Origin of the sequence: Clostridium kluyveri, assembly GCF_001902295.1 — a bacterium.
In the GTDB taxonomy this organism is placed as follows: Bacteria; Bacillota; Clostridia; order Clostridiales; family Clostridiaceae; genus Clostridium_B; species Clostridium_B kluyveri_B.
This window is the reverse complement of record NZ_CP018335.1, coordinates 2,215,238-2,229,166: the sequence shown is the minus strand read 5'-3', so window position 1 is coordinate 2,229,166 and position 13,929 is coordinate 2,215,238. Positions and strand designations below refer to the sequence as shown.

Genomic DNA, 13,929 nt, shown 5'->3' with positions numbered 1-13,929 from the left:
AAAACATGGCTTATAAATATGATCTGATTGTAATAGGGGCAGGACCCGGAGGTAGTGCAGCAGCTCTTGAAGCAGCAAAATCCGGAATGAAAACTGCAGTTATTGAAAAAGATAAATTAGGTGGTACTTGTTTAAATAGGGGATGTATTCCAATGAAAGCTTTATTACATTTAGCAGGTATTTATCAGGAAATAAAGGAAAGCAAAAAGTTTGGAATACAGGTGGAAAAAGCTGTGCTTAATGTACCTGCTTTGCTTCAATATAAGCAAGAAGTGATAAATAAGCTTTCTAGTGGCATGAAAATGTTACTTCAAAAAAATAAAGTAGATGTTTTTTATGCTTCAGGAAAGATTGTTAATGCACATCAAGTAGCTGTCAGTGAAAATGGAGAAAAGAAGATTATTGAGGCAGAACGAATTATTATAGCTTCGGGATCTAGTGCCGCAATTCCTCCTATTCCTGGCATCCAATTGAAAAATGTTGTTACAAGCTATGAACTTTTAAACAAAGAGGATTTGTTTCACCACCTTGTTATTATTGGCGGCGGTGTTATTGGAATGGAATTTGCATCCCTGTACAGTGCTTTTGGGTGCAGAGTAACGGTTATTGAAGCAATGAACCGGGTTCTTCCTGATATGGATAGGGAAATTGGTACCAATCTGAAGCAGATTTTAAAAAAGCAGGAAGTAGATATTCATACATCTGCCAGTGTGGAAAAACTAGAACAAACACAAGAAGGAAAAATTCTGTGTACCTACAGAGAAAAGGAAAAATTACAGCATATTGAAATAGATGGTGTGCTTGTGGCAATTGGAAGAAAGCCTAGTACAGAAGGACTTTTTGATGAAAATTTTGCTGTTAAAACAGAAAAAGGAAAGATTTCGGTGGATAAATATTATAAAACCAGTTGTCCTTCCATATATGCTATTGGTGATGTTATTGGGGGCATACAGCTTGCTCATGCAGCTTCCTCTGAAGCACTTTGTGCAGTTAGGCATATTATGGGAAAAGAAGAATCTTTAGATGTAAAAGTAATTCCAGGTTGTGTCTATACCAATCCTGAAATTGCTGTAGTAGGTATTACGGCTAATAAAGCAAAAGAGGCAGGTATTGATGTAATCGCTAAAAAATATCCAATGATGGCAAATGGAAAATCAGTTTTGACAATGCAAGAGAGAGGTTTTATGAAGGTGATTGCGGAAAAGGAAACGGAAAAAATTATTGGGGCACAACTTATGTGTGCCAGAGCAACGGATATAATAAGTCAATTTACATTGGCTATTGTAAATGGTATGACTCTTTCACAAATGGCCCATGTAATTCACCCTCATCCTACTTTTTCTGAAGGAGTAGGGGAATTGGTGAGGGAGTGATTTTAAGGTTCGGATGGAGATAGAAAACTCCATCTGAACCTTATTATTTCCACGGCCTTAAATTCAACTTTGTTTAAATAGTTTTGAAAATAAACCCGATTTTTTCTTGCTTTCCACAACATCTTTTGTATTATTCTCTTCATTATTCTTTAATGTTTCTCGTATTAAATCTCTTTGATCTATTGCCAAATTTTTTATCTTCCTATTTGCACTTTTGGAAGTTATTACCTCTCCTAGATACCTTAACGCTTCATCATAATTACTTGAACGTCTATTTAATTCACCTATTAAATACAAGATTGTAAAACCATTCATACCATATACAGGAAGTTGTTCGTTTAAGTACGCATCCTTAAGTCCTATAAGAGCTTGTTTCCTGAATAATTCCTCATTTTTTATATCTCCAAGCTCTCTATATAGCCATGAAATTTTCAAGCAATTTATAGCCTTTTTACTGGAATTGGAATCAATAATTACATAATTAAGTAATGATAGCTTATACCTTTCTAATGATATATTAATATCGTATATTGTGGGATATTTTCTGCCGCGCCATTTAGGAGTAATGTTTTTCTGTATGCTTTCTATCTCAAATGATCTTAATTTATAAAAATCAGCCTTCATAGAAGCATAACCACACATATTACATACCCAAACATCATAGAAGTACGGGTTTATAATGTCATATTTTATATAAAAATCACTTTCTTTTTTTTTCATTCTATAACCAGCTATTTTTACTGTACGAACTGAAAATTTGTGCTGGCATACTGGACAAGTAACTTCTTTATCATACAAAAGCATATCTTCTGTTATCTTAGGGGTCTCTTTTACTATCTTTTCTTCTTTATATTTCTTATATACTTCAATACTGTCTGCGTTTGTAAATCCTAATTCTTCCAAACCTGAAAAAATATTTGTACCCTCTTCCATGCTTATTATATTCCTTTCTTTACCTTTGAAATTCGGCTTATTTTATATCACCCATGGTGATTAAACAATTTATTTCCGATTATTTCCGAGAATTCTTTGTAAGTTATTTTTTAACTTGAGGTATTAATATTATCTTTTTTATAGATTCACCCAAAAATATTATATCAAATATTCTGAAAATATACTACATAATGTACTATAAAATTACAATAATATATAGTTAATTCCCAATAAATTCCTATTGATAATGTTGTATTTTTGATAAAAAAGCAGAAATAAGTCATAATATGAACACAATGTTCGAATTTTACATTTTAGGGGGATATGTATATGCAGCTTAATGTGGAACAAAAAAATTAGTTCAATTAAAGCATTACAAGCCCCCTATGTTTAAAAATATAGGGGGAAAGTGAAATTAGATAATTATTTTCACGACCTTTTAATCTCTAATATTAAACATATCTTCTACCTCATAGGCGATTCTGCCGTCAGAAAGTCTGCATACATCAGTGATTTTAATTACATCAAATTTTGTATTTTCTGTTTTGCGCGATAAAATGTAACTCTTGCCCAGCTTTCAGTTTTTCCAAAATTTAATAGATTTGTTTAAAAGACAATTCTCCAAATACCCTGAGAGTAAATGCTTCTTTATAAGGTTCATCCATACAATGTAAAGTTTTATGTATCTGAAAGGCTTGCTCTCTATCATATAGAATACTTTCAAAATTATTGTCAGCTAGCTTGGATGGCTCATCACTATTATATTGATAATGTTGCATTTTTGATAAAAAAGTAAAAATAAGTTATAATGTGAACATAATGTGCGAATTTTACATTTGGGGGGATATGTATATGCAGCTTAATGTAGAACAAAAGAAATTAGTTCAATTAAGGCCTTCTGGTCATAGTCTTATAAGGGGAGTGGCAGGCTCGGGAAAAACTACAGTGGCAGTAAATAGAATATCATTTTTACTTAACCACTATTGTTTTGAAAAACAGGATAGAATATTGGTGATAACTTTTAATAGAACTCTTATTAATTATATAAAGTATATATATGAAAAAATACAAGAGGAAGATAATATTGATTTCCAGAGTTTATTTCAGGTGGATTCATCTAAAGTTGAAATATATAATATAGATAAAGTTATATATAAATATTATAAAAGATATAGTAAAAATAACAGAGTGAAGTATGATTTAGCTGATAATAATGTTAAATATACCCTAATTAATGAATCTATTGCACAAATGGGCAAAGTTTTAGATAGTTCAATATTAGATATAAAAAATTCCCAATTTCTATTAGATGAAATAGAATGGATTAAAGCCTGTAACTATATGGAATTGGAAGAATATCAAAATGTAGATAGGATAGGAAGAACCTTAAAAAAGAGCGGCGAAAGTCCTCAAAAGCTCATGAAAAATTCCGAGATAAGAAGAGCTATATTTGAACTTATGACACTCTATAATAAAAAATTAAGAAAATCAGGACATATTGATTTTGGAGATATGGCTCTTATGGCTTTGGAAGAAGCCAAAAGTAATGTGGTGAAAAAGTATACTCATATAATAGTAGATGAAAGTCAGGATCTTACAAGAACTCAATTGGAATTTTTAAAAACTCTTTATCTTGAAAAAGAATATTCAAGTTTTATGTTTGTAGCAGATACTGCCCAAAGTATATATACTCATTCATGGCTTGTAAAGGGGAGAAGTTTTGCAAGTATAGGGTTTGACATGACTGGAAAGAGCAATATTTTATCTAAAAGTTACAGAACCACTACACAAATATCTCAGGCTGCTTACAGCTTGATAGAGAAAGACATAAATATTGTGGAGGATGATAATTATGTAAAACCTTTATTGATCGATAAGCAAGGTTCATATCCTGTATATAAAGGGTTTATTAATGAAAAGGAACAATCCATTTATATAATGAAACAAATAAATAGTTTGTGCAGAAAATACAGTTTAAGAGATATAGTAATAGTCGCAAAGAATAGAACTATATTAAATAATATGAAACGGAATTTGGAGCAGAATAAAATCCCTAATATTCTGGTAGGCAAGAATAATGAAAATTTTGACAGTGACAATATTAAGCTGATAACTATGCATTCCATTAAGGGATTGGAGTTTAAAGTAGTTATAATAGTTGGCTTAAACGAAGGTACTATACCGCATATTTCTTATGGAGCTTCAGAGGAACAAAAAATACAGGAATCAATAGAAAGAAAGCTTTTGTATGTGGGTATGACCAGGGCTACGGAGAAATTGTATTTAACCAGCAGTGGAAGACCTTCCAGGTTTATAGAAGATATAAATCCTAAATTTTTAAAAATAAAAGATAACTGTAAACTAAGTAAACTATATAAAGTAGACTTGGATAAATATTATTTCAAAGATGTTATATTAGATCTGTATTCCAATGAAGAAAAAGTTAGACAGTGGTTTTTAAGAGAATTGCAGCAAACTTATAAATATCCTGAAGACTTATTAAAAGTAGAATATAAAATTAATAGTTTTTCTAAAATTGGATTTATAGATGTGTGTGTACAAATATATAGTAATGACACACAAATACCCTATATATTGGCTGAAGTTAAAGCCCCAGGAATGACCTTGTCTACTGCACTAAGCCAGTTGAAAAGCTATATGAGTAACTGCAGCAGTTGTCAATATGGATTAGTTACTAATGGGTTTCAGTGCATTGTAATAAATAAAGATTTTGAAGAAATAAATGATATACCTGAATTTAATATAAATATGCTTCCTCAAAATACAGAAAATTATAAATATATGGATTTGAAACACGATAAAAAGTTCACAATTACCTTCGATTCAGATAGTTTTCATGAAATAATTGTAAAAGATAATGATGAAGAAGAACAATATACAGCAGAAGATTTAAGTTCATTTAAAATATATAATAGTATAGCATCTGGAAGTCCAATTTTTATGAATTCAAATTATGAAGATTTATTAAGGCTGCCGGCACATTGGTTTAATAATAATGAAGAGCATTTTGTGCTTAAAGTAAAAGGAGACAGTATGATAGAATCTAATATAGATAATGGAGATTTAGTGGTTATAAAAAAACAAAATGCTGCGGATAACCGTGATATTGTGGCAGTTGCAGTGGATATGGAAAATGCCACCTTAAAAAGATTTATGAAAATGGGAGACACAGTACTTTTAATACCGGAAAATGAAGAATATGAGCCAATACAGGTAAGAAGCAATCAGGCTAAAATACTTGGAATAGTTGTGGGAATAATGAAGAAATGCAGCTAAAACAATTAGCTAAACCGGATCATATTCTCTGTTATAGTTTGTAACTATAACAAGTAATAGTTTTTTGGATTTACACTATAGGTAGGAATTTTTGTTATGATTAACTTAGAAAAAATTTTTGCTGAAAGGATATAGTGCTATGAAAAACTCAATTATTGGTTATCCTAGAATAGGTGAACTTCGTGAACTAAAATTTTGGACAGAGGATTATTTTAAAGGAAATTTATCTTTGGAAAAGCTGCAGCAAAATGTAAAAGGTTTGAGAAAAAGGCAATGGAAACTATTAGATCAGGCAGGCATTGATTTTATACCGTCAAATGATTTTTCTTTTTATGATGGAATGCTTGATGTAGCAGCTCTTTTAAATGTAATATCGGATAATTATAAATTTTTAGGTCTTAATAAATTAGATACCTATTTTGCAATGGCCAGAGGATATCAAGGAGAAAAAGGCGATGTTAAAGCACTTCCCATGAAGAAGTGGTTTAACACAAATTATCATTATATAGTACCGGTAGTGGAAGACAATACAGAAATTAAGCTAAATGGTGAGGAACTTTTTAATCAGTATACTGAGGCTCTGGAGATTGGAATTAAAACAAAGCCTGTAATTATAGGTGGATTTACTTTCCTTAAACTAGCCCATTATAATGGTACAAAAAAAATAAATGATTTTATTGAAGATATAGTGAAAGCATATGGAGATATTTTTATAGAATTAAATAAATTAGGAGTGGAATGGGTACAGATTGATGAGCCTATTTTAGTCACGGATTTAAGTGAAAATGATATAGAAATATTTAAAAGAATATATACAGAGTTATTAAAAAATAAAGGTAAACTTAACATATTAATTCAAACATATTTTGGAGATATCAGAGATTGTTACAGGGAAGTGACTTCTCTTAGCTTTGATGGAATAGGGTTGGATTTTGTAGAGGGAAAAAAATCGTTAGAGTTAATTAAAGATATGGGATTTCCAGAGGATACATTTCTTTTTGCAGGCATAATAAATGGAAAAAATATATGGAAAAATTCTTATGAGAAGTCCCTTATAGTTTTAAATGAACTTTCAAGGCATGTTAAAAAAGATAACATTGTAATAAGTACCTCTTGCTCTTTATTGCATGTTCCCTATACTTTAAAAAATGAAGAAAAACTATCTGAAGATTATAAATCCCATTTTGCTTTTGCAGAAGAAAAACTAGTAGAACTTACAGAACTAAAGGAACTTTTTGGTGATACAAATTATGTAACTTCAAATAAATATAAGAATAATACTTCCCTGTTTACAAAAAAATTAAATAGTGATAACTTTGAAGTAAAGAAAAAAGTTAAAAATTTAACTAAAAAAGATTTTATAAGACTTCCAAAGTTTGATGAAAGAGCGAAAATTCAAAAGGATTTTTTTAAACTTCCACTGCTTCCAACTACTACAATAGGTTCTTTTCCACAGACTTCTGAAGTAAAATCAACCAGGGCGAAATTTAAAAGAGGTGAGATTACAAAAGAGCAGTATGTAAAAAAGTTAAAGGAAAAAATTAAGCAATGTATAGAACTTCAAGAGAAGATTGGACTTGATGTTTTAGTACATGGTGAATTTGAAAGAAATGATATGGTAGAATATTTTGGAGAAAATTTTAATGGTTTCTTATTTACACAAAGAGCATGGGTCCAGTCTTATGGTACACGTTGTGTTAAACCTCCTATAATATGGGGAGATGTATCTAGGGCAAAACCTATTACCGTTGAATACTCTAAATATGCTCAAGGGATTACATCAAAGCCTGTAAAGGGCATGCTTACAGGACCTGTAACCATCCTTAACTGGTCCTTTCCACGGGAGGATATTTCTTTAAAGGAAATGGCTTTTCAAATTGCACTGGCTATTAAGGAAGAGATTTTAGACCTTGAAGCTGATGGCATTAATATAATTCAAGTAGATGAGGCTGCATTAAAAGAGAAACTGCCTCTTAGAAAGAGCAGTTGGCACAGTGAATATTTAGATTGGGCAATTCCTGCATTTAGGCTGGTTCACAGCAGCAGCAAGGCAACTACTCAAATACATACACATATGTGTTATAGTGAATTTGAAGAAATAGTAAAAGATATTGATTCTATGGATGCAGATGTAATTTCCTTTGAAGCATCACGTTCAAATCTATCCATTGTTGAAGCTTTAAATAAAAATAATTTTATTACTGCAGTGGGACCTGGCGTATATGATATTCATTCACCTAGGGTACCTGGTGTAGAAGAAATTGTTAAAGGAATTAATTCAATGCTCGAAAAAATTAATAAAGAAAAGCTTTGGATAAATCCAGACTGTGGATTAAAAACCCGGGGTGAAAAAGAAACTATACCAAGTCTTAAAAATCTTGTGGAAGCAGCCCAAAAAGTAAGGAATAAATTAGGAGAGTATGTATGAATATAAAAGAGAAACCTTTAATTTTTGACGGGGCAATGGGAACATATTACCCCCATATTTCTAAAAATCCACTGCCTAAATGTGAGCTTGCAAATATCTATGATAGAAATACTATACTAAAAATACATAGGGAATATATAGGTGCAGGCTGCATGGCAATTAAAACCAATACTTTCGGAGCAAATAAAGTTAGTCTTGAAAGTGATTTTAATAGGGTAAGAGAAGTTATTGTAAATGGGTATGAAATTGCAAAAGAGGCGGCAAAGGACACAGATGTTTTAGTTTTTGCAGATATTGGGCCAATCCCATTTTTAGAAAGTATGGATTTATACGAAGGGTATAAAGAAATAGTGGATTTATTTTTAGAGCTTGGAGCAAAATATTTTATATTTGAAACTTTCAGCAGTGATGAATATCTAAAAGAAATCTCTGAATATATAAAAGGAAAAGATCCGGAAGCATACATTTTGGTGGAGTTTGCAGTTTCACCAGAAGGCTATACAAGAGTTGGAAAGTCGGGAAAAAAACTTATAGAAAATATTTTAAAGATACCGACTATTGATGCCTGTGGTTTTAATTGTTTTTCCGGCCCTTATCATTTACTGCAGTATATTAAAACTTTTAATATAGGAAATGAAACCATATCTGTTATGCCGAATTCTGGTTATCCTACAGTGATAGATAACCGAACCTTTTTTGACAACACTAAAGAATATTTTGCCCAGCGAATGCTGGAAATTGCAAAACAAGGTGTGTCTATTTTAGGGGGCTGCTGTGGTACAACTCCAGAATTCATAAGAGAAACTGTTATAAAGTTAAAAAAATTATCTAAATCAGAAATTGTTTTAAAAAAACAGGCAGAAAAAATTCACACTGAAAAACCAGTTGTTAAAAATGTACTTTTAGAGAAAATTAATAAAGGTAAGAAAATTATCGCAGTGGAGCTGGATCCTCCAATTGATACAGAAGTAGATTTCTTTTTAAATAGTGCTAGAACTCTTAAAGAACAGGAAATTGATGCCATAACCATTGCAGATTGTCCTATTGCAAGGGCAAGAGTAGACAGCAGTCTTTTAGCCTGTAAGCTAAAGAGGGAATTAGACATCACAACTATTCCCCATATGACCTGCAGAGATAGGAATATAAATGCTACAAAAGCACTGCTTTTAGGATTGAATATTGAAGGGGTAAACAATGTTCTGGTGGTGACTGGAGATCCTATACCATCTGCTGAGAGAGATGAAGTTAAGGCAATGTTCAGTTTTAATTCTGCAATACTTGCAAATTATATTACCAATTTAAATGATACAATATTTTCATCTCCTTTTAATATCTGTGGTGCTCTAAATGTGAATTCAAGAAATTTTAATACTGAACTTAAACGAGCCAAAACCAAAATAGAAAATGGTATAGCCATGTTTTTGACACAGCCTATTTTAACAGAAGAGGCCCTGGAAAATCTAAAGTTGGCACGCAGAGAATTACCTGCCAGGATATTAGGGGGAATTATTCCGGTTGTAAGCTACAGAAATGCATGCTTTATGAATAATGAAATTTCCGGAATAAGGGTTTCAGAAGAAATTATAAAACAATATAAGGATATTTCAAAAGAAGAGGCAGCTAAACTTGCAGTTAAAATATCCACTGATATTGCAGAGCAAATTTACCCCTATGTAGATGGATATTATCTTATTATGCCTTTTAAGAGAATAGATATTATTTCTGAAATTATTTACAATATCAAGGTAAAAAACACCATTACAATATAGTAGTGGTGTTTTTTACTTTATCTGCGGAATTAGCTAATATTCCCACCTTATTCAAAGTATAATATAAGCACTGATGCGGTCTATAAGTTCTTCTGAAATTCATTTGATAGGTATTAAAGTACTTCTTCTATAAATATAGTATTTTCTATACCTAAATCCACATCTTTTACTTCACTTAAAGGTCTGTTTACTCTATTAAAATATACACGAACAATGGGTCTTGGACCTAAATTTTTTCTCACATTAACAACTACACCAACTTCTTTAGTGGTTAATCTCACTAAAGAGCCTAATGGGTATACTGCCAAATTGTTGGTAAAGGCATTTATTACATCAATATCGAATAAATAACCTCCACTTCCATAAAGATATTCAATAGCTTGATAGGGCTGATATTTTCCAAATACAAGCAGCTTGTCATATTCACCGCATACGGCAACGATTCTAGAACCTAGTGGTATATTGTTCCCTTTAAGTTTTTCAGGAAAACCGGAGCCATTCCATTTTTCATGATGATAGTGTATAATTTCTGTGATTTCGGGAGAGAGAGCTTTTTCTTTTGTAAAATGATATCCTTATGTAGGGTGCTGCTGCCATAATAAAGTTTGCTGAGGAGTCATTTCATGTAAATCAATTAAAAAAGGCATTTCACATAATCCTATGTCGTGCAGTAATGCACCGGCACCTATAATGTACATTTGATTTTTACCAAGTCCCATTGCTCCAGCTACTAAAAGTGATATGGCACAAGTATTCACACTATGTTTAAATAAATATTCATTGTTTAATATTTTCATTTCAGTACAGAAATTCAAAATAATTTCATCTTCAATTAATTTTGAAACAACTTCTCTTGCAATTTTCGATACATGGACCATATTATCAGAAGTATTTGCCTCCAGAGAATCAGGAGCATGTTTTATAATTTCCAGATCCAATGCTTGTTTGAGTTCTTTAGAAATAGTCTCCGTAGGTTTTACAAATAAGGTATATCGATCTACTATTTTCACTGTAGATATGCCATTTTGTTTTAGGAGTCTAATAGTTGCTTCTGAAAGTATTGTGCCGCCAACTAACAATAACTTGCCAGTTTGTTTACAGTAAATAGAATCTCCCAAAACCATACCTTGTATTAGTTCATCAGTGTAAATTCTAATCATTTTATACCACCTTCTTTATTATATCTTAATAGAAAATAATATAATATTGTTATTTAAATGGATATTAATATAAAATTTGAAAACATATTTAATGTATTAAATCGTACGATAATCTTTCAATTATTAAGTTAATTATAATAATAACATAGAAAAGACATAAAATAATTATATTTTACAGAAGTTTTTGTTAATATATTTAAAAAAATTTTAACATGTAATGCAATGAGTTATACTAATTTGTAATGGGATATGGAGGCGATATTTGTTGAATAATGAATCCTAATTTTTAAAGGAAATTTTATATCCCATGTTCCTAAGACTTGAAAAGGGAGATTAAATAAAAAAATTTATCCCGAACTAAGCAGGGATAAATCTTTTATTTATAATTTAATTTGTTGGCTCTGTGTCTGATGCATTTGGATTATCCATCTTTCCCATAAAGGATATGCCTCCTGTCTTGGTATCTCTTATAATAAAGAAGAAAGGTCTGTTTGCCTTAAAATAAATTGGATTACCAGGACGTGCAGAGGTAGGGTTCATGATTACAGCTGTGACAGCAGCTGCTTCTGTGCCCTGTTCATTTACACTTATATAAGCTTTGTGTTTTATTTTATTTATGTATAAGTATTCCTGGCTTGTTATAGTACTAGTTGTAAGCTTTGTAAAATTTGCTTCTCTAGAGTTGAAAGCTTTATCCATTCCTAAAGCTTTTAATGTATCATTTAAATCTACATCATAGTACATTTTAAATTTAGGAATCTGCTGCAGAACATAGGTGCTTTTAAAGTTATTTATCCATGTATCAAATTTTTCTTTAGTAATACTTTGGGTAAAATCATTTATGTTTACGCCTTCATTAGGTAAAAATATATCCATTTCCATATTGTCGTAATAAGGCAGTGAAATTGCCTGAAAATTGGGTCCTTCCAGATAATTTACGTAAGAGGTATTCTGCATAGTATCTATATTTAGTTTATTGCCATTGGATAAAGTGAAATCTTCTTTTTTTGTATTACTAGTTGAAAATTGATCTTCCCATGTTCCTTTAAAATATAGAGAATTAATTAAAATGGCTCCAGTATCTTTATCTATACTGTCTAGTATTTTTTGAATTTGACCTCCTGTATGATCGTTAACCCATTTATTTATTTTCACTAAAGTATCTGCATCCTCAAAATCTTCAGAACTTACCTGAGAGTCATAATATTTTTCGGCTGTATTTTTAAAATCACTGTTGAGAGTTATTTGCTTATTTGTCCATATTGAGTTTACCATTTTCAAGTCAGTTGATTTTAAATTGTTGTAATAGTCTAATAGGCTATAATACTGTTTATTAATATCACTGTCACTTATATTTTTAAGTCCTATGCAATTTAACATTTCTTGTTTTGTTTCCCCAGCTGCTCCATTTTGGGTCATGGCAAGTATGCTGGATATACTTAAAGGGGAAATGATTATGTTTTCAGTATTATCTTCTGATATTAAATTTTTCATTAAATTAAATGCAAAAGTATTGTTTGCCGTAATTATAGAAGTAGTTTCATCTATGTTTATAGTTCCTATATCATTAGTTGTAAATTTCATCTGTATATCATTTTTAAGTGATCTGCCCGGGTCTTTAAATACTATATCTTTGGAGATATTAAGATAGTATGTTTGTCCTAGCTTGTAACCTTCTTCTGGAGGATCTACATAAACATATTTTCCAGAACTGTCTGTAAAAATTTTTACATTCATAAAGTTTCCTTGAGAGTCTGCTACATTTATAAATAGGGAATTTTCATCTACTGGTGTTCTGAATTTTATAGTCCAGGTTTTCATTGTACTTATATTTTTCTTGGCTTCAAATTGAGTTATTTGTGACTTTTCATCTGAGTCTGCATGTACAACTGGGGTGAAATGGGTATACGTTGTCATAAATAACATAAGAAGAAAAAGTGGAACAATTTTTTCCCTCTTGCTTTTATTGAGCATATTACATCACTCTCCCTTAATTATTATAATATTCCACATAATATTATAATAATATGAATGGCATTTTAAAGCAAATTGAAATTTTATATATTTTGATGAAATAAGTAATAAGTATCCATAAGTACATATAAGTATGGTTTTCACCTATACCTATCAGAGGAGAGGACAATTTAATGCGTTAGGATAAAAAAGGTGTATGTCAAAAAATGTTATAGTATGTAGTACAGTTTCAAAATCCAAATATTATATTATTATATATAACATTATATTTTTAATAAATTAATAAAAAAATATTTAAAAAACTTGACTTTTGATAAAATAGAAAATATAATAATACGAAACAAAGTAAAACATAATAAAGCTGCCAAGTGTGGATTGAAGTGATTTAATTCTTATAGGGATAGGAGGAATTTTCACTATGAAAATGGATTTAAGCATAAGGAGAGCTGACCAGGGTGATATTGAAATGATGACTCAATTGTTAAAAGTCCTTTTTTCCATTGAGGAAGATTTTATTTTCAATGAGGAAAAGCAAAGGAGAGGTCTTGAAAGCATGCTTAAAGACCAGGAAAATCGGTGTGTATTTATAGCAGAGTATGATGGTCAAATTGTGGGAATGGTCTCAGGCCAAGCTTTGATTTCAACTGCTGAAGGAGGCATATCTGTATTGGTAGAAGATCTAATTGTTAAAGAGGTTTACAGGAAACGGAGCATTGGAAAAAAACTCCTTTTTAAAATAGAGAAATGGGCAGCTTTAAAGAAGGCAAAAAGACTGCAGCTTTTAGCGGAAAATGACAACTCTCCCGCATTAAATTTTTATAGACATTTAAATTGGAATGATACAGGTCTTATATGTTTAAATAAAAAGGATATATGACACTATGTTTATTTGACGAGAAAATGGAAATATGGGAGTATACCTTTTAGTTTTGTGAAGGAAATGCCAGAGGTATACTTAAAAAAATGAATTAGGATATGTTAAATTCTAACCCTAT

At 30.8% G+C, this 13,929-nt stretch carries 9 protein-coding genes and 2 pseudogenes; 5 read left to right on the top strand and 6 right to left on the bottom strand.

Features of this window, described 5'->3' with window-relative positions:
- Positions 1-5: 5 nt before the first annotated feature.
- Complete coding sequence (gene lpdA / locus BS101_RS10730; protein ID WP_073538818.1) at positions 6-1,373, top strand: dihydrolipoyl dehydrogenase; 1,368 nt, start codon at positions 6-8, stop codon at positions 1,371-1,373.
- Positions 1,374-1,436: 63 nt separating this feature from the next.
- Here the strand turns inward: lpdA and BS101_RS10725 are convergent, their stop codons facing one another.
- Positions 1,437-2,306: a DUF2225 domain-containing protein gene (locus tag BS101_RS10725; protein ID WP_073538817.1), complete on the bottom strand. Its 870-nt coding sequence runs from the start codon at positions 2,304-2,306 to the stop codon at positions 1,437-1,439.
- Positions 2,307-2,825: 519 nt separating this feature from the next.
- Positions 2,826-3,007, bottom strand: a pseudogene (locus tag BS101_RS23825) (sigma factor-like helix-turn-helix DNA-binding protein); the annotation flags it as partial.
- Positions 3,008-3,158: 151 nt separating this feature from the next.
- On the opposite strand from BS101_RS23825, the gene lexA reads away from it, so the two are divergent.
- From lexA to BS101_RS10705, 3 genes are all read left to right on the top strand, one after another.
- Complete coding sequence (lexA, locus tag BS101_RS10715; protein WP_073538816.1) at positions 3,159-5,603, top strand: transcriptional repressor LexA; 2,445 nt, start codon at positions 3,159-3,161, stop codon at positions 5,601-5,603.
- Positions 5,604-5,742: 139 nt separating this feature from the next.
- A complete protein-coding gene (gene metE, locus BS101_RS10710; RefSeq protein WP_073538815.1) occupies positions 5,743-8,031 on the top strand; it encodes a 5-methyltetrahydropteroyltriglutamate--homocysteine S-methyltransferase in 2,289 nt (762 codons plus the stop codon).
- Positions 8,028-9,800: a bifunctional homocysteine S-methyltransferase/methylenetetrahydrofolate reductase gene (locus tag BS101_RS10705; RefSeq protein WP_073538814.1), complete on the top strand. Its 1,773-nt coding sequence runs from the start codon at positions 8,028-8,030 to the stop codon at positions 9,798-9,800. The genes metE and BS101_RS10705 overlap by 4 nt, the downstream gene beginning before the upstream one ends.
- Positions 9,801-9,913: 113 nt before the next feature.
- On the opposite strand, the gene BS101_RS23820 is transcribed toward BS101_RS10705, so the two are convergent.
- The 4 genes and pseudogenes from BS101_RS23820 to BS101_RS10695 all read right to left on the bottom strand — a co-directional run bounded on the left by BS101_RS23820 (position 9,914) and on the right by BS101_RS10695 (position 12,934).
- Entirely contained in the window at positions 9,914-10,108 is a 195-nt protein-coding gene (locus BS101_RS23820; RefSeq protein WP_242951455.1) for a hypothetical protein, read from the bottom strand.
- A 42-nt stretch (positions 10,109-10,150) separates the two neighbouring features.
- Positions 10,151-10,336 (bottom strand): annotated as a pseudogene (locus tag BS101_RS24375) (HD-GYP domain-containing protein); the annotation flags it as partial.
- 39 nt (positions 10,337-10,375) lie between these two features.
- Complete coding sequence (locus BS101_RS23810; RefSeq protein WP_242951454.1) at positions 10,376-10,960, bottom strand: hypothetical protein; 585 nt, start codon at positions 10,958-10,960, stop codon at positions 10,376-10,378.
- Positions 10,961-11,347: 387 nt separating this feature from the next.
- Positions 11,348-12,934, bottom strand: coding sequence for a serpin family protein (locus BS101_RS10695; protein WP_073538813.1), 1,587 nt, complete (start codon positions 12,932-12,934; stop codon positions 11,348-11,350).
- A 418-nt stretch (positions 12,935-13,352) separates the two neighbouring features.
- Here BS101_RS10695 and BS101_RS10690 point away from each other — a divergent pair, with 418 nt between their 5' ends.
- Positions 13,353-13,811 (top strand): GNAT family N-acetyltransferase, encoded by a 459-nt coding sequence (locus BS101_RS10690; RefSeq protein ID WP_073538812.1) that lies wholly within the window; start codon positions 13,353-13,355, stop codon positions 13,809-13,811.
- Positions 13,812-13,929: the final 118 nt, after the last annotated feature.

Excerpts from the sequence above, each read along its gene's own strand:
- lpdA (WP_073538818.1), top strand. The coding sequence starts at position 6 with ATGGCTTATAAATATGATCTGATTGTAATAGGGGCAGGACCCGGAGGT.
- BS101_RS10705 (WP_073538814.1), top strand. The coding sequence starts at position 8,028 with ATGAATATAAAAGAGAAACCTTTAATTTTTGACGGGGCAATGGGAACA.
- BS101_RS10725 (WP_073538817.1), bottom strand. The coding sequence starts at position 2,306 with ATGGAAGAGGGTACAAATATTTTTTCAGGTTTGGAAGAATTAGGATTT.
- BS101_RS10690 (WP_073538812.1), top strand. The coding sequence starts at position 13,353 with ATGAAAATGGATTTAAGCATAAGGAGAGCTGACCAGGGTGATATTGAA.
- lexA (WP_073538816.1), top strand. The coding sequence starts at position 3,159 with ATGCAGCTTAATGTAGAACAAAAGAAATTAGTTCAATTAAGGCCTTCT.
- BS101_RS23810 (WP_242951454.1), bottom strand. The coding sequence starts at position 10,960 with ATGATTAGAATTTACACTGATGAACTAATACAAGGTATGGTTTTGGGA.
- BS101_RS10695 (WP_073538813.1), bottom strand. The coding sequence starts at position 12,934 with ATGCTCAATAAAAGCAAGAGGGAAAAAATTGTTCCACTTTTTCTTCTT.
- metE (WP_073538815.1), top strand. The coding sequence starts at position 5,743 with ATGAAAAACTCAATTATTGGTTATCCTAGAATAGGTGAACTTCGTGAA.